The organism is Variovorax sp. RA8, assembly GCF_901827175.1.
GTDB lineage: Bacteria > Pseudomonadota > Gammaproteobacteria > Burkholderiales > Burkholderiaceae_C > Variovorax.
Map to the genome: position 1 here is coordinate 2,229,950 of NZ_LR594662.1, position 15,001 is coordinate 2,244,950.

16 protein-coding genes are annotated in these 15,001 nt (G+C 69.3%); 10 read left to right on the forward strand and 6 right to left on the reverse strand.

The genetic code is table 11. The features are described from left to right. Nucleotides 1–72 precede the first annotated feature (72 nt). From E5P3_RS10635 to fliF, 6 genes are read right to left on the reverse strand one after another with little or no spacing between them, the layout of a single operon-like run. On the reverse strand, nt 73–1,440 hold the full coding sequence (locus E5P3_RS10635; RefSeq protein WP_162585942.1) for a flagellar hook-length control protein FliK: 1,368 nt from the start codon (nt 1,438–1,440) through the stop codon (nt 73–75). 11 nt (nt 1,441–1,451) lie between these two features. After that, complete coding sequence (gene fliJ, locus E5P3_RS10640; RefSeq protein ID WP_162585943.1) at nt 1,452–1,907, reverse strand: flagellar export protein FliJ; 456 nt, start codon at nt 1,905–1,907, stop codon at nt 1,452–1,454. A gap of 22 nt (nt 1,908–1,929) precedes the next feature. After that, entirely contained in the window at nt 1,930–3,330 is a 1,401-nt protein-coding gene (gene fliI / locus E5P3_RS10645; protein WP_162585944.1) for a flagellar protein export ATPase FliI, read from the reverse strand. Continuing rightward, nucleotides 3,330–4,106 carry a flagellar assembly protein FliH gene (gene fliH / locus E5P3_RS10650; protein ID WP_232073074.1) on the reverse strand — a complete coding sequence of 259 codons (777 nt, stop codon included), beginning with the start codon at nt 4,104–4,106 and terminating at the stop codon, nt 3,330–3,332. The genes fliI and fliH overlap by 1 nt, the downstream gene beginning before the upstream one ends. Next, nucleotides 4,093–5,088, reverse strand: a complete 996-nt coding sequence (fliG, locus tag E5P3_RS10655) for a flagellar motor switch protein FliG (RefSeq protein ID WP_162585945.1) — start codon at nt 5,086–5,088, stop codon at nt 4,093–4,095. The genes fliH and fliG overlap by 14 nt, the downstream gene beginning before the upstream one ends. After that, nucleotides 5,085–6,785 carry a flagellar basal-body MS-ring/collar protein FliF gene (gene fliF, locus E5P3_RS10660; RefSeq protein ID WP_162585946.1) on the reverse strand — a complete coding sequence of 567 codons (1,701 nt, stop codon included), beginning with the start codon at nt 6,783–6,785 and terminating at the stop codon, nt 5,085–5,087. Before fliF ends, fliG begins: the two co-directional genes overlap by 4 nt. A gap of 266 nt (nt 6,786–7,051) precedes the next feature. Between fliF and fliE the strand changes: the two genes are divergently transcribed. From fliE to flhC, 10 genes are all read left to right on the forward strand, one after another. After that, nucleotides 7,052–7,372 (forward strand): flagellar hook-basal body complex protein FliE, encoded by a 321-nt coding sequence (gene fliE, locus E5P3_RS10665; protein ID WP_162585947.1) that lies wholly within the window; start codon nt 7,052–7,054, stop codon nt 7,370–7,372. A 254-nt stretch (nt 7,373–7,626) separates the two neighbouring features. Next, a complete protein-coding gene (locus E5P3_RS10670) occupies nt 7,627–9,174 on the forward strand; it encodes a flagellin N-terminal helical domain-containing protein (protein ID WP_162585948.1) in 1,548 nt (515 codons plus the stop codon). Nucleotides 9,175–9,316: 142 nt separating this feature from the next. Then, nucleotides 9,317–9,673 (forward strand): flagellar protein FlaG, encoded by a 357-nt coding sequence (locus E5P3_RS10675; RefSeq protein ID WP_162585949.1) that lies wholly within the window; start codon nt 9,317–9,319, stop codon nt 9,671–9,673. Between the two features lie 35 nt (nt 9,674–9,708). Then, a complete protein-coding gene (fliD, locus tag E5P3_RS10680; protein WP_162585950.1) occupies nt 9,709–11,157 on the forward strand; it encodes a flagellar filament capping protein FliD in 1,449 nt (482 codons plus the stop codon). A gap of 21 nt (nt 11,158–11,178) precedes the next feature. Next, nucleotides 11,179–11,595, forward strand: coding sequence for a flagellar export chaperone FliS (fliS, locus tag E5P3_RS10685; protein ID WP_162585951.1), 417 nt, complete (start codon nt 11,179–11,181; stop codon nt 11,593–11,595). A 27-nt stretch (nt 11,596–11,622) separates the two neighbouring features. After that, nucleotides 11,623–11,955: a flagellar protein FliT gene (locus E5P3_RS10690; RefSeq protein ID WP_232073076.1), complete on the forward strand. Its 333-nt coding sequence runs from the start codon at nt 11,623–11,625 to the stop codon at nt 11,953–11,955. A 22-nt stretch (nt 11,956–11,977) separates the two neighbouring features. After that, nucleotides 11,978–13,315 (forward strand): flagellar hook-length control protein FliK, encoded by a 1,338-nt coding sequence (gene fliK, locus E5P3_RS10695; RefSeq protein WP_162585952.1) that lies wholly within the window; start codon nt 11,978–11,980, stop codon nt 13,313–13,315. Between the two features lie 88 nt (nt 13,316–13,403). Next, the gene (locus tag E5P3_RS10700; RefSeq protein WP_162585953.1) at nt 13,404–13,691 is read left to right on the forward strand and encodes an EscU/YscU/HrcU family type III secretion system export apparatus switch protein; all 288 of its coding nucleotides are present in this window, start codon (nt 13,404–13,406) and stop codon (nt 13,689–13,691) included. Between the two features lie 286 nt (nt 13,692–13,977). Then, nucleotides 13,978–14,334 carry a flagellar transcriptional regulator FlhD gene (gene flhD, locus E5P3_RS10705; RefSeq protein WP_162585954.1) on the forward strand — a complete coding sequence of 119 codons (357 nt, stop codon included), beginning with the start codon at nt 13,978–13,980 and terminating at the stop codon, nt 14,332–14,334. Between the two features lie 17 nt (nt 14,335–14,351). Beyond that, a complete protein-coding gene (gene flhC / locus E5P3_RS10710) occupies nt 14,352–14,981 on the forward strand; it encodes a flagellar transcriptional regulator FlhC (RefSeq protein WP_162585955.1) in 630 nt (209 codons plus the stop codon). Nucleotides 14,982–15,001 lie beyond the last annotated feature (20 nt).

Below are 15,001 nucleotides of genomic sequence, written 5' to 3' on the forward strand. Positions count from 1 at the left end.
TTTTGGTTGATGCGCGGCGAAACGAAGCCCCGATCAAGCGGGGGAAAGGGCCTCAGATCGCGCGTTTCGGATTCAGGCGAAGGTGTCGATGGCGGTGGTGCGCGATGGTGTGCTGGCGCGTGCGGGCAGCGGCGTGGTTGCCGCTTCGCTGCGCCCCGCGCCCGGATAGCTCGCGCCGTTCGCGGATGCGTTCTGGCGCTGCTCCTGCTGCTGGCCGGAGCCGCCCGCGCCGGCCCAGGGCCGCGATTCGGCGCCGACCGAGGTCTGGCCCAGGCTGATGCCCTGCTCGGCCAGGGTGCTGCGCAGTTGCGGCAGCGCGGCCTCGACGGCCTTGCGCACGGACTCGTGCGCGGAGACGAACATGGCCTGGGCCTGGTTGTCGCCGACGCTGAGGGTGATCTTCAGCGGGCCGAGACCGGCCGGGTTGAGATTGAGCTCGGCCACCTGCTGGCCGCCGGCCGTCATGCGCAGCATCTGGTGGCCCAGCGCCGGGGCCCACTCGGCACTGCCGACGGGCGGGGCGAGGGTCTGCGCCGGTGCCGGGCTGGCCGCGGGCTGCGCGCGGTCCAGCGCGGGCTGCATCGGGGAGGCCGCTGCGAGCACGGCCGGGGGCGCCACGGGTGCGGAGGCGGTCTCTGTGTCTGCCGCCGCCGCTGCGAGGATGGCGGGTTGCGCCTCGACGGACGTGGCATCGCCGGCGGTGAGCGACGCTGCGGGCACGGCCTTCGTGTCGGCGGGGGCTGAAGCCGCCGCGGCGCCGGCGGCTGCCGGTGTCTTTGCGGACGGCAGCGCGCTGGCCAGCGGGAGCGCCGATGCGGGGGCGTTGGCGGTGGCGGGCTGCACGGTGGCCTCGGCGCTCGCGGCCGGCATGCCCGGCAGCACGAGGCCCTTGTCGGCCGGTGCGGCGGAGCTGCCAGCCGCCGTGGTCGTGTCCACGGCCGGGCCGGTCGGTGGCGCCTTGGCATCCTGGCGCGCGCCTTCGTCCGCGGCGGACGATGCATCGGCGCCGGGCGTCGATGCGACGGCGGCCGCTGCGGCGAGCGATGCGTCCTTCGGCAGCGCCGTGCCGGCCGCGGGCAGCACCGTGCCGCCCTTGCCCATGCCCGTGCCCGTGCCGGTGCCCGCGCCGTCAGCCGCGGTGGGCGCCGGCGCCGTGGCCACGACCTGCGGCGCGAACAGCGCGATGGTCAGCAGCTCCGAGCCCGGCTCGTCCTTCCGCCCCATGTGGCGGTTCGGTTTCTGCGGCGTGGCCGCGGCTTCGGCGCTGGCCGCTTCCGCGCCGTCCTGCGCGCGGCGCGTGCCGGCGCGTGAGCGCTCCAGAACGGCGCCGAAGCTGCTGCGTGTGCTCTCGTCCGCGGCGGGGCGGCCCCGCGCGCCGGACTGGGCGGCCGGCTGCGCCGAGCTCGCCGGGAGGGCGGCGGAGGGAATGAAGGTGGGCATGGGCGGTTCCTCTAGAAATTCGGTTGGGCGGCGCGGTCGATGAACTTGCGCGCCGCGCGCTCGTCGCTGTCGCGCTGCTCGCGCTTGGCCTGCACGGCGAGCTCCTGGCGGCGCAGGCGATCGGCCAGCGTGTCGAAGGAGTTGAGGCGCCGCGCCTGGTGCTGCCAGTCGCCGCGCCCGAGGTCCAGCCGCAGCCCGGCCTGCTTGACGATGGCGCGCTGCTGCTCGATCGCGCCGTCCAGCGTGCCCAGGAAGTTGTTGAAGTTGCGCCACTGCGAGGCGGGCAGGCCGTGCGCCATCAGCGACTGCAGCTGGTTGGCATAGTCCTGGCGGTACTGCAGCAGCAGGTCCAGCTTCTGGTGCGCGCTGACTTGTGCGCTCTGCAGCACGCCCAGGCGGCGCGCTGCTTCTTCCTTTTGCTTGCGCGCCAATTCCTGCAGGGTGTCGAGGGGGAGCTTCTTGGACATGGCGTGACTCCGTCAATGCGGGCTACTCGAACAGGCCGGCCATGCGCGCCACCGAAGCCGCGTAATCGGTGCGCTCGTCCATGCCCTGCTGGAGGAAGGCCTCCAGCTTGGGATACAGGGCGATGGCCTGGTCCAGCTGCAAGTCGTGGCCGGCGGCGTAGGCGCCGACGCTGATCAGGTCGCGGTTGCGCTGGTAGCGCGACAGCATCTGCTTGAAGCGGCGCACCGTGTCGAACTGGGACGACGGGATCAGCGCCGTCATCGCCCGGCTGATCGAGGCCTCGATGTCGATGGCCGGGTAGTGGCCGGCCTCGGCCAGCGTGCGCGAGAGCACCACGTGGCCGTCGAGAATGGCGCGCGCCGAGTCGGCAATCGGGTCCTGCTGGTCGTCGCCCTCGGAGAGCACGGTGTAGAAGGCGGTGATCGAGCCGCCGCGGCCCTGCGCGTCGCGCGCGCCGTTGCCCGCGCGCTCCACCAGTGCCGGCAGCTTGGCGAAGACCGAGGGCGGGTAGCCCTTGGTCGCGGGCGGCTCGCCCACCGCCAGCGCGATCTCGCGCTGCGCCATGGCGTAGCGGGTGAGCGAATCCATGATCAGCAGCACGTCCTTGCCCTGGTCGCGGAAGTATTCGGCCAGGCAGGTCGCATAAGCCGCGCCCTGCAGTCGCAGCAGCGGCGAGTTGTCGGCCGGGGCGGCGACCACCACGGCGCGCGCCAGGCCTTCCTCGCCCAGGGTGTTCTCGATGAAGTCCTTGACCTCGCGGCCGCGCTCGCCGATCAGCCCGACCACGATCACCTCGGCGCTGGTGTAGCGCGCCATCATGCCGAGCAGCACGCTCTTGCCGACGCCGGAGCCGGCGAACAGGCCCATGCGCTGGCCGCGGCCGACGGTCAGCATCGCGTTGATGGCGCGCACGCCGGTATCGAGCACCGAGTCGATGGGCGCGCGGGTGAGGGGGTTGATGGGCGGCGCCGACAGCGGCACCTTGCGCGCGATCTCCAGCGGGCCCAGGCCATCGAGCGGGCGGCCGACGGCATCGACCACACGCCCGAGCATGCCCTCGCCGACCGGGAGGCGCTTGCCATGGGCCTCGTCGCCGGCCGTGGCCGAGCCCGGACGCGCGAACACGCGTGCGCCGGGGATGAGACCGGCCACCTCGCTCTGGGGCATCAGGAACAGGCGATCGCCGGCGAAGCCGACCACTTCGGCCTCGGCATGGCGCTGGGGATAGCCGGGCGGCAATTCGATCAGGCAGTCGCTGCCCACGGGCAGCTGCAGGCCGACGGCCTCCAGCACCAGGCCGACGGCCCGCGTGAGGCGGCCGGAGTGGGTGACGGTGGCAGCGGTGCGGTTGATCTCCACGCGCGCCTGCGCGAGCGTGCCGAGCCAGGACTGCAGATGCGGGTTGGCGGTGGCGGCCGGCATCAGAGCTCCGCGGCGTCGATGTCGCGGCTCAGGGCCGCGGTCACGCTCTTCCAGCGTGTCTCCAGGCTGGCATCCATCTCGCCGCTGGCGGACTGCACCCGGCAGCCGCCGCGTGCCAGCGTGTCGTCGGGGCGCACCTGCCAGCCGGCGATCTGCAGCTCGTTGCCCAGGCTGCTCTTCACCAGCGCCACGTCGTCGGGATGCAGCAGCAGGCGCGGTTCGCCCTGCAGTGCGGGTTCGGCATGCAGCAGGTCCTGCACCAGTGGCAGCACCCATTCGGGCTCCGCGCGCAGGGTGCGGTGCACCACCTGGCGCGCCACGTCGAGCGCCAGCGTGAGGATGGCGTCGGCCAGTTCGCTCTCGGCCCGGCGCAGCGCGGCCGGCAGCGTGGCGGCGAGGGCGCGCAACTGCTCGGCATGGGCGCTGGCGGCGGCGAGGCCCGTGGCCAGCCCTTCGGCGTGGCCTTCGGCGCGGCCCTTCGCCAGGCCCTCGCGGTGGCCTTCGATGCGGCCTTCGGCACGCGCCTGCAGGCGCAGGCGGGAGAGCTCGTTGTCGCGCGCCAGGGCCTCCGGGTCCACGCGCGGAACGACCAGGGGCTGCATGCTGTCGTGCGCGGCATCGTCGCTTTCCAGCGTGCCCATTTCCCAGCGCTGCCAGGCCGACAGCGAGGGCTTGGCGGCGGCCTTCGGCGCGGCGGCCGGCCGCGCGGGCGCATAGGCCGCGGCGAGCCGTGCGCGCGACGCGGGAGCGGTGGCTGTTTGCTTAGACGAAGTCATCGGTTCCCGGGGCGGCGATCACGACCTCGCCGGCATCGGCGAGGCGGCGCACCACTTGCAGGATGGCCTTCTGCTCGGCTTCGACCTGCGAGACCCGCACCGGGCCGCGCAGCTCGATGTCCTCGCGCAGCGTCTCGGCGGCGCGCTGCGACATGTTCTTGAGGAACTTGTCGCGCAGCTCCTGCGTCGAGCCCTTGAGCGCGACGATGAGCGACTCGGATTCGATGTCCTTGAGCAGGCGCTGGACGAAGCGGTCCTCCAGGTCCAGCAGGTTCTCGAAGACGAACATCTCGTCGACGATGCGCTGCGCCAGGGTCTCGTCGTGCTCGCGCACGTGGGCGATCGCCTCTTCCTCCTGCGCGGTGCTCATGAGGTTGACGATCTCGGCCGCAGTGCGAACGCCGCCCAGGCGGCTGCGCTTGAGGCCTTCGCCCGAGAGCATCTCGGTCAGCACGTCGGTCAGCTCGGCCAGCGCCGCGGGCTGCACGCCGCCGAAGGTGGCCACGCGCATGATCACGTCGTGGCGCAGGCGCACCGGCAGCTTTTCCAGCACTTCGGAGGCCTTCTTGCGGTCCAGGTGGACCAGCAGCGTGGCAAGGATCTGCGGGTGCTCGTCGCGGATCAGCTCCACGACCTCGCCGGCCTCCAGGTCGTTGAGCCGCTCGATGCCGCCGTGCGGCTCGTCGGGCTGCAGGATGTCCTCGAGCAGGTTGCTGGCGCGGTCGTCGCCCAGCGCCTTGCGCAGCACTGCGCGGATGTAGCTGCCCGAGCCCAGGTGCAAGGCGGAGAGCTGTTCGGTCTCGAGGCGGAATTCCGCGAGGACGGCCGCCAGCTCCTCCTTGGAAACCTGGCTCAGCTTGGCCATCGCGGCGCCCAGTGCCTGCACCTCGGTGGTGGGCAGGTGGTGCAGCGTGGCGGCGGCGCGGTCCTCGCCGAGGGACATCAGGAGGATGGCGGCCTTGCGTGTTCCGGCTTCGCTCATGGGTTCATCCAGTGCTTGATCAGAGTGGCGACGAGCCGCGGGTCCTGCTCGGCGGTCTGCTGTACGTAGTCGAGGTCGGCCTGGCGGCGCTCGGCTTCGCGCTGGAGGGCGCTCAGCTGGGCGGCGCCGGCTTCATCCTCGGGATCGATGGCGGAGGCCGCCGGTGCCGGTTCGGGTGCCGCCGCGGCGGGCGGCGGCGCCAGGTGCTTGCGCAGCAGCGGCCGGAACACGGCGAACCAGGCGAACAGGGCGAGCACCCCGAGCAGCAGGTACAGGCCGATGCTCTTGGCGAGTTCGATGTTGGCGGGGTCCTTCCAGAGGGGCACCTCGGCCTGCTGCTCGTCCTGCCCGTCGCGGGCGAAGGCGCTGTTGAGCACGTTGAGCGAATCGCCGCGCTCCTGGCTGTAGCCCATGGCCTCCTTCACCAGGTTGCGGATCTGGTCGACCTCGGCCGGCGTCAGCGCGCGTGCCTTGCCGTCGGCGCCGGCCACGTGGTTCACCACCACCGCCACCGACAGGCGCTTGATCCCGCCGGCGCCCTGCTGCACATGGCGGATGGAGCGGTCGAGCTCGTAGTTGGTCGTCGTGTCCTTGCGCGAGCTGCTGGGCCCGGCCGGCGCGGTGCTGGTGGTCGCCGTCGTGGTGGTGGCGGCGCCCGGGGGCGTGGCGCCGTTGGCGGGTGCGTTGGCCGGCCGCGGTGCCGTGATCGGTGCGCCGGGGTTCACCGGCGGCTGGTTCGACAGCGCGCCCGGCACGCCGCCCGGCGGGGTGGCGCCGAGCTGGTTCGACTCGCTGGACTGCTGGCTGCGCACCGCGGCGTTGCGCGGGTCCTGGTTCGGCGCGAACTTCTCCTCGGTGCGCTCGACCACCGAGAAGTCGATGTCGGCCGCGACCTGGGCGCGCACATTGCTCGCGCCGAGGATGGGCTGCAGGATGGCCTCGATGCGGCGGATGTAGCCTTGTTCGATCTCCTGCGCGTACTTGAGCTGGCTCACGTCCAGCCCGCGCGCGCCGGCGTTGGCGGCCGACAGCAGGTTGCCGCGCTGGTCCACCACCGTCACGCTCTTGGGGTCCAGCTCCGGCACGCTGCTGGAGATCATGTGGACGATGGCGCTGACCTGGCCCTCGTCGATGCCGCGGCCGCGGTGCAGGCTCAGCACCACGGAGGCGGAAGGCTTCTTCTGCTCGCGCACGAAGAGCGAGGGCTTGGGCAGCGCCAGGTGGACGCGGGCCGACTCGACCGTGCCGATCGACTCGATCGAGCGGGCCAGCTCACCCTCCAGCCCGCGCTGGTAGTTGACCTGCTCGGCGAACTGGCTGGTGCCGAACTTCTGGTTGTCCATCAGCTCGAAGCCCACCCCGCCGCCCTTGGGCAGGCCCTGGGCCGCGAGCTTGAGGCGCACTTCGGGCACCTTGTCGCCCGCGATCAGGATCGCGCTGCCGCCCTCGGCGAACTTGTAGGGCACGTTCATCTGCGTCAGCGAGGCGATGATCGCGCCGCCGTCGCGGTCCGAGACGTTGGTGTAGAGCACCTTGTAGTCCGGTGCGCGGCTCCAAAGCGTGAAGGCGGCGGCCGCCGCCACCAGGGCTGCGGCGCCGACGATCAGCGGCAGCTTGGGCTGGGCGCGCAGGCGTTCCAGCAGCGGCGTGCCCGCCGCTGCCGGCATCGCGCCCGCGGGCGCTGCCGTGCTGCTCATGCTTGGGCCCCGGCCATGGCACAGGCCAGGAGGAGCGGGAGAAGTCGTCGAGGTGGAGTCATGCCGTTGAAGTCGCGAGCAGCCTTTTTGTTTCGCGATCGATTCTCGGCAGCAGGCGTGAAATCGATTGGTCGAACAGCCGGGGTTTTCGCCGTCAGTTGAGCGCATCTCTTTCGGGTCCCCGCGGTTACGCTGAAAACACGCGGGAGAGCCACGGCCCTCCTGTAGGAACGCAAGCGTCTTCCAGACTTACCAAAAGGTTCTACATGTCCATCTCAGCCATCGAATCCGTCCTGCAGCAGATGCGGGTGACCGCGCTCCAGACCGGCATCGCGCCGCGCCCCGCCGCCGAGTCGGCCCCGCAGGCCGGCTTCGCCGCCGAACTGAGGCGCTCGCTCGAGGGCATCAGCACGGCGCAGAACAAGGCCTACGGCCAGGCCGAGGCCTTCGAGCTCGGGCGTCCCGGCGTCGCACTGAACGACGTGATGGTCGACCTGCAGAAGGCCAACGTGGCTTTCCAGACCGGCCTGCAGGTGCGCAACCGGCTGGTGGCGGCCTACCAGGAAGTGATGAGCCTGCCGGCATAGGCTCCCCCCAGGTTGGCTCACTTCGTGTAGCCGCCCACCCCCTACCGGGGGGCAACACCAGCGGCCCGGCAAAGCCGGTTCCGCGGTGTTCCTGGAATCAGGGGCGCGAAACGAGCTCTGGGATGGCCCTAAAGATTTGGAAAGCGCTGCCGATAACTGAACCAACGATGGCTTGAATCTCACGGTGGGAAGCGGGTCCAGCGTTGCGGCCGGTTTGGCCGAAGTCCACAACCTTTGTTTATCAGGAGTCGAACATGGCGCAAGTCATCAACACCAACAGCCTCTCGCTGGTGGCGCAGAACAACCTCAACAAGTCCCAGAGCTCGTTGAACACGGCGATCGAGCGCCTGTCCTCCGGCATGCGCATCAACAGCGCCAAGGACGACGCGGCCGGCCAGGCCATCGCCAACCGCTTCACCGCCAACGTCAAGGGCCTGACCCAGGCCGCGCGCAATGCCAACGACGGCATCTCGCTCGCCCAGACGACGGAAGGCGCGCTGAACGAAATCAACAACAACCTGCAGCGCGTTCGCGAACTGTCGGTGCAAGCCGCCAACGGCACGAACTCCTCCAGCGACCTCTCGTCGATCCAGGCTGAAATCAAGCAGCGCCTCGACGAAATCGACCGCGTGTCGGCCCAGACCCAGTTCAACGGCGTGAACGTGCTCGCCAAGGACAGCAAGCTGAGCATCCAGGTCGGCGCGAACGACGGCGAGACGATCGACATCAACCTGCAGGAAATCACGTCCAAGACGCTCGGCCTGGGCAACATGGACATCACGAAGAAGTCGCTCGACCTGTCGACCGTCAGCGCGACCGCCACGACCGTGGTGACCCCGGGTACGACCGGCGCGACCACCTCGGTGAACCTGACGGCCGTCGACGGCGCCGCCGCCAGCTCGTACACCGTGTACGTCGACGACGCCGACGCCGACACGCTCTACGTGTCCGACGACGGCGGCACGACCTTCTACGCCGCCACCTACGACAGCGCATCGGGCACCCTCGGCTTCGACGGCTCCACCCCGCTGGGCGCCGCTCCGACGGCAACGCTGGCTGCGGCCGGCCAGGAAATCTCCACCGGCACGGGCGCGACCGTCAACGTCGACAACGTCGTGGCAGTCAACACCGACGCCGCCGCGTCGATCGACATGTTCGTCGACCAGAACGGCGACTGGTTCGTGTCGCGCGACGGCGGCACCAACGTCATCGCGGCGACCTTCGACGCGACGACCGGCCAGGTGACCTACGACAGCGGCGACTTCGCCACCGAAGCGCCGCCCGCCACCGGCATCTCGGATGCGATCACCAGCTACGAAGTGCCCCCGGTCGCGGTGCCGGATGTCACCGCCGACCTCTCCGGTCTGCCGGCGGCTTCGGTGGGCGCGTCCCCGACCCTGCACAAGGTCACGAACGCCGACGGCTCTGCCGGTGGCTACGTGGTCAAGGGCCAGGCGAACGGCGCCGACGTGTACTACAAGGCCAACGTGGCCAACGACGGCACCGTGACCCTGGGCGAGCAGTACAACCAGGACCCGCTGGCTTCGATCGACAAGGCCCTGGCCGGCGTCGACGAGCTGCGCAGCCAGCTCGGTGCGGTCCAGAACCGTTTCGAGTCGACCATCACGAACCTGAACAACACGACCAACAACCTGTCGGCCGCCCGTTCGCGTATCGAGGATGCCGACTATGCGGTGGAAGTGTCGAACATGACGCGCGCCCAGATCCTGCAACAGGCCGGCACCTCCGTCCTGGCGCAGGCCAACCAGACCACGCAAGGCGTTCTCTCGCTGCTGCGCTGATCGGCAAATCGCGCCCATGCACCTGCCGCAAGGCAGGTGCGCGCGGCGCAGACGTGGGGCTTTCCAGCCGCGCGTCTGCGCTTTTCCCTGCGGCTTCCAAGATAGAGGCCGCAGGGAAAAGCGAACAACCGGAGTCGGTGTCATGTCAGTCCCAGTCAGCCCTGCGGCAGAGAGCGCGCGGGCAGCGCAAATGCTCGCCGGCCGTGGCGGCGATGCCGACGCTGCGGCGGCGGCCAGGACGACGCCGGAGCCGGACCCGGCTGCGGTCGAGGCGGCGCCGGACGCGATCGAGAACGCGGTGCGCGAGATCAACGAATCCCTGCGGGGCCAGTCGATCGGCGTGCGCTTCGAGGTCGACGGCGAGACCGACCGGCTGGTCGTGAAGGTGGTCGACCGGACGAGCGGCGAACTGATCCGCCAGATCCCGTCCGAGGAAGTGCTGCGCATCGCGAAGCTGCTGGGCAGGGTGCCCGGCGCGCTGGTGAGCGAGTCGGCTTGAACGATAGAACTGGCAACTGAAGAGGAACAACAACCATGGCAGTCAGCAGCATCGGCGTCGGCTCCGGGCTCGACCTGGGTACCTTGCTCAAGCAGCTCGAGACCGCCGAGAGCCAGCCCCTGGTCGCGATCCAGAGCCGGGCGACCAGCTACACCACGAAGCTGTCGGCCTACTCGCAGGTGCAGAGCGCGCTCAACACGCTGAAGACCGCCGGCGACAAGCTCGCCGATCCGGCGTTCTTCAAGACGGTGAAGGCCTCGGTCGGCGATGCCGACGTGCTGAGCGCGACGACCAGCGGCACCTCGGTGTCCGGCAGCTACGCCATCGATGTCACGCAGCTGGCGCAATCGCAGTCGCTGGTGTCGACCGGGCAGGCGAGCGCGAAGACGGCGATCGGCAAGGGCACCATCACGATCAACTTCGGCACCATCGACGGCGGCACGCTGAACCCCGCCACCGGGCAGTACACCGGCGCGAGCTTCGATGCCGATGCCGAGCGCGAGCCGGCGCAGATCACCATCGGCGACAGCACCAACACGCTCGAAGGGATCCGCGATGCGATCAACAAGGCGAACGCCGGCGTCACCGCCAGCGTGGTGAACGACGGCAGCGGCACGCCCTACCGCCTGGTGCTGGTGTCGGCCCAGTCGGGCGAGGCCTCGACCATGCAGATCTCGGTGGCCGGCGATGCCGCGCTGCAGAACCTGCTGGCGTACGACCCGGCCGGCACGCAGACGATGAAGCAGACCACGGTCGGCCAGGACGCCAGGCTCAACGTGAACGGCATCGACATCGTCAGCGCCAGCAACACCGTGCAGGAAGGCATCCAGGGCACCACGCTGACGCTTGCGAAGATCGGCACGAGCAGCCTCAAGCTGACGAGCGACACCTCCGCGGTCTCGGCGGCCATCACCGCCTTCGTCAACGCCTACAACAGCCTGCAGAGCACCGCATCCAAGCTCACGGCCTACAACGCCGACACCAAGACCGGCGCTGCCCTGATGGGCGACCAGACGCTGCGCAACGTGCTGACGCGGGTCCGCCAGACCCTCACGGGCGCGCAGGAGGGCGGGCCCAACGACATGAAGGTGCTGTCGGAGATCGGGGTGAGCTTTCAGAAGGACGGCACGCTCGCGATCGACTCGACCAAGCTGGCCGGCGCGCTGAGCAAGAACCTGGAGGGCGTTGCCGGACTGTTCTCCAGCGCCACCGGCAGTACCGGCGGCTACGGCAAGCAGGTGAGCGCGCTCGTGACGGAAGTGACCTCCAGCGACGGTGCGCTGACCATCGCCACCAACGGCGTGAACGCCACGCTCGAGGACCTGAGCGACCAGTACAACGCGGTGCAGGCGCGCGTCGAGTCCACGGTGGAGCGCTACCGCGCCCAGTTCACGCAGCTCGACGTGCTGATCAACAGCCTCAACAACACCATGACCTATCTCACGCAGCAGTTCGATGCGATGAACGCCGTGAGCAAGAAGTAATCAGCCCAACGAAAGCCGTCGATGTACACACCCCACAACCTCAGGACCGGCGCCGGCGCCTATGCGCGCCTGGGCGTCGAAACGCAGGCGATGAGCGCATCGCCGCACCAGCTCATCTGCATGCTGTTCGACGGCGCCATCACGGCCATCGGGATGGCGCGGCACCACATCGCGGAGGGCGACGTCGCGGCCAAGGGACGTGCGATCTCGAAGGCCGTCGGCATCGTCGCCAATGGCCTGAAGGCCAGCTTGGACGCGAAGGCCGCCGGCGCTGCCGGTGCCGAACTGGTTGCGAACCTGTCGGCGCTGTACGACTACGTGATCCGGCGCCTGCTGCAGGCCAACCTGCGCGACGACCTCAGCGCGCTCGACGAGGCCCGGTCGCTGCTCGAAAGCGTGGCGTCCGCATGGCGCGAGATCGGCGCCGCCGAGCGCTAACCCAAGATGAAGGAAAGGGAGACGGACATGACCGCGACGAGCGAGGTTGTCCATTGCTATGCCCAGCTCGCCTCGACCCTGTCGTTGATGGCGACGCTGGCGCGCGTGAAGGAATGGGACCGCTTGCCGGAGCTCGAGGCGCAGTGCGCATCGGTGCTAAAGCGGCTGAGTGCCGTCTCGGCACAGGAGACGCTGGGCCCCGCGCAGGTCGCGGAGGCACGGCGCCTGCTGCAGCGCATCCGCGCCGACCAGCAGGCGGTGTGCGAGCTGGTCAAGCCGCAGCTGGCGCATCTGGTCGCCACCCTGGCCGACATGCAGAAGCGCAGCGAGCTCGACCGCGCCTACGGCTTGTCGCGCTGAGCGCCGAGGCACGCCCACCCGGATGAGCAGGCTCGGCGCACCCACCGACCACGCACTGTTGGCCGCGAAGCTCGCGCCGCGGCTGGAACTGGTCGCGCTGCAGCAGGGCCAGGTGGCGAGCGATGCCGAGCCCGGTCCGGTGGTCCAGGTCCAGAAGGTCGCGAACGATGTGCGCCTGCCCTCCCATATCGCGCTGGAGCGCCAGCTCCCGGCCGGCCTGCCCGCTGCGCCGGCTGCGCCGGACACGCCGGCGCCCCCGGCCGCGCGCCTGTCCCCGGCGGCCCGCCTGATCGGCGCCTTGCTGGCGCAGTGGCCGGACGCGGGACCGTTGCGAGCAACCGCGCCGCTGTGGCCCTCGGCGCGCCAGCCGGCGAATGCCGCCACGGTTGCCGCGGCGCTCGCGCAGGCGGTGGGCCGCAGCGGGCTGTTCTACGAATCGCATCTGCGCGAGTTCGTCGCGGGCACGCGCACGCTGGCGCAGTTGGCGCAGGAACCGCAGGCGCGCTGGGCCGCGCCGGTTTCGCCGGCTGTTCAACTGCAGCGTGGCGACCAGGCGGCACAGGCTGCTGCCGGGGCGGCGCATGTGCCGTCCGATGCGATGCGGGACGGTTTGCCCGCCGCATCCGCCGTACCCGTCGTGCCGATGCCCGTCGCTCCTGCGCTGCCACTTGCGGCGCAGGCGGCCGATGCGGCGCCGGCATCCGCGCCGGGCGCTGCGCTGCCCACTGAGTCGACACCTGCGCAGGGCGAGCCGGATGCGCCCGTGCCACCTGCGCCGGCCCCGCGTGCCAATGCTGTCTCCACCGATGCGGTCCCGCTGGCCGATGCTCGGCGCGTGCGCGCGGCGTACCGCGCAGGCGAGGGCGCTTCCGCCGCAACGTTCGAGGCCGATGCCGCGACGCAGCGCGCGGAAGCGGCGGCGACCGTGCGACATGGCGCGGCGCCAGCCGTCCCGAGTGCGCTGCCCCAGGCCGCCGAGCTGATCCATCCGCAGGCTGCCACCGTGGTGCACCAGCAGCTCGACCTGCTGGCCACCGCCGTGTTCCGCTGGAGCGGCCAGGCCTGGCCGGAGGTTCCGATGGACTGGTCGATCCAGCAGGAGGAGGGACGGCCGCGCGACGAGGCCGCGCAGCAGGACGAGGCGCGGCGCTGGAGCACGACGGTTGCGCTGGAGCTTCCGCGGCTCGGGCCGGTGGAACTGCGCCTGACACTGGCCGGCGGCGCGGTGCAGGCGCAGTTCGTGACGGGCCATGCTGCCACCGCGGAACGGCTGCGGGCGCACGGCGCGGCACTCGAGCAGCGGTTCGAGTCCGCTGGCTTGCGGCTCGACGGCCTGCGCGTCAGCGAAAGGGAGGGGTGATGAGCTATTCCCTTGGTTGGGCTTTGGTGCCTCTCCCTTTGGGAGTCAACCAAAGCGCAAGGTACGAATCCAACGCGCGGGCGCTCCAATGACGAATGCCGAAGACGAGCGTCCGAGCGCTGTAGCCCTGTCCTACCTGGACAAGAACCGGGCGCCGATCGTGGTCGCCAAGGGTTACGGGGTGGTGGCCGAATCGATCATGCGCGAGGCCCGCGAGAACGGGCTTTATGTCCACGCCTCGCCCGAACTGATCCGCCTGCTGATGCAGGTCGACCTGGACCGGCAGATTCCCCCGGAGCTCTATGTCGCCGTGGCCGAAGTCATGGCCTGGATCCATGGCCTGGAGCAGGCCGAGGTGCACACCGCATCGCGCTGAGTTGCAGTGCGCCAAGTAATACTTTTGGGGGCGCAATTGACGTTCAGCTTTTGTTCATTTAAACCACGGCCGGACTGTTACTACTTTTTTCTAATCTAATTGGACGATAGGGTACTTATGAAAATGCATGAGTTCTTCTTAAGGCTGTTCCACCCTCGTGGCGCCCTGTAGGACTCTTCGCACAAAGTCTGTAATTTATTCCTCACTTCCCTGGGCCAAACGCTACAAACGTTACAAATCTTAAGTGTCCTGCATACACTTGAGGCTTGATTGAACGGAGTGCAAAGTGGAAACGGACAAGGTGATGAACGGGGCAGGCGGAGACATTTCGAAAGAAATTGGGGACATCAATCTCGCCTACATGCTCCTGGCCCAAAAACTCGTGAAACAGGACCGTGCAGCCGCGATGTTCAAGCTCGGCGTGAGCCGCGAACTCGCCGACATGCTGGCCGGCATGTCGCTGGCGCAGATCCTCAAGCTGGCCGCCTCCAACTTTCTGCTGTGCAGCTTCCGCATCGACGACCATCCGTCGATGTCGGCCGTCGTCGGCGACGAGAAGGACACGACGCTGCAACAGGCACACATGTCGATCCTGATGGCGGCGCGGCGCCTGCAGGTGCGCGACGTCGGCGTTGCGGCGTGAGCGCGGCTGGCGGGCAGATGACCCGGAAAAGCGTGCTGCGCGAGGTGCGCGAGGTGCAACTCGCGATCGAGCTGATCGAGCTCGGCGCCCGCCTGCAATTCCTGGAGGCCGAAGTCGATCTGAGCCGGGAACGCCTGATCCGCCTCTACAAGGAACTCAAGGGCGTCTCGCCGCCCAAGGGATTGCTGCCTTTTTCGACGGATTGGTACATGACATGGCTGGCCAATATCCATTCGTCGATGTTTTACAACATGTATCAATTCATGTTGACACATGCCGATGAGAGCGGTCTGCAAGCGCTCATCAAGAGTTATCGGCTTTATGTGGAGCAGATTGAATTGCAAGGCGGCGAAATCGTGCTGGATTTCACGCGCGCCTACACCATGGTGCGCTTTTTCGACAGCGACATGCTGCAACTGAGCGCCTGCTGCCGGTGCGGCGGCAAGTTCGTGGCGCACGCCCACGACAGCAAGAACGGCTACGTGTGCGTGCTGTGCCGCCCGCCCTCCCGCGCGGGCAAGGCGCGGGGCGCCAAGCGTGCGGAGGCGGACATTTCAAGCCGATCGGGACTTCAGAAACCGGCTTCCCCTGCCGATAGACCGGAAGCAGCGCCTGCGGGGAGGGCACTGCAGGCGGCCCTGCCCTGACGGCAGGCACTGGATTCGAA

Coding starts and splice junctions, on each gene's coding strand:
- E5P3_RS10635 (WP_162585942.1), bottom strand. CDS start 1,440: ATGCCCACCTTCATTCCCTCCGCCGCCCTCCCGGCGAGCTCGGCGCAG.
- fliI (WP_162585944.1), bottom strand. CDS start 3,330: ATGCCGGCCGCCACCGCCAACCCGCATCTGCAGTCCTGGCTCGGCACG.
- fliK (WP_162585952.1), top strand. CDS start 11,978: ATGAGCAGGCTCGGCGCACCCACCGACCACGCACTGTTGGCCGCGAAG.
- fliG (WP_162585945.1), bottom strand. CDS start 5,088: ATGAGCGAAGCCGGAACACGCAAGGCCGCCATCCTCCTGATGTCCCTC.
- flhC (WP_162585955.1), top strand. CDS start 14,352: ATGACCCGGAAAAGCGTGCTGCGCGAGGTGCGCGAGGTGCAACTCGCG.
- fliF (WP_162585946.1), bottom strand. CDS start 6,785: ATGAGCAGCACGGCAGCGCCCGCGGGCGCGATGCCGGCAGCGGCGGGC.
- E5P3_RS10690 (WP_232073076.1), top strand. CDS start 11,623: ATGACCGCGACGAGCGAGGTTGTCCATTGCTATGCCCAGCTCGCCTCG.
- fliS (WP_162585951.1), top strand. CDS start 11,179: ATGTACACACCCCACAACCTCAGGACCGGCGCCGGCGCCTATGCGCGC.
- fliD (WP_162585950.1), top strand. CDS start 9,709: ATGGCAGTCAGCAGCATCGGCGTCGGCTCCGGGCTCGACCTGGGTACC.
- fliH (WP_232073074.1), bottom strand. CDS start 4,106: ATGACTTCGTCTAAGCAAACAGCCACCGCTCCCGCGTCGCGCGCACGG.
- E5P3_RS10700 (WP_162585953.1), top strand. CDS start 13,404: ATGACGAATGCCGAAGACGAGCGTCCGAGCGCTGTAGCCCTGTCCTAC.
- fliJ (WP_162585943.1), bottom strand. CDS start 1,907: ATGTCCAAGAAGCTCCCCCTCGACACCCTGCAGGAATTGGCGCGCAAG.
- fliE (WP_162585947.1), top strand. CDS start 7,052: ATGTCCATCTCAGCCATCGAATCCGTCCTGCAGCAGATGCGGGTGACC.
- E5P3_RS10670 (WP_162585948.1), top strand. CDS start 7,627: ATGGCGCAAGTCATCAACACCAACAGCCTCTCGCTGGTGGCGCAGAAC.
- E5P3_RS10675 (WP_162585949.1), top strand. CDS start 9,317: ATGTCAGTCCCAGTCAGCCCTGCGGCAGAGAGCGCGCGGGCAGCGCAA.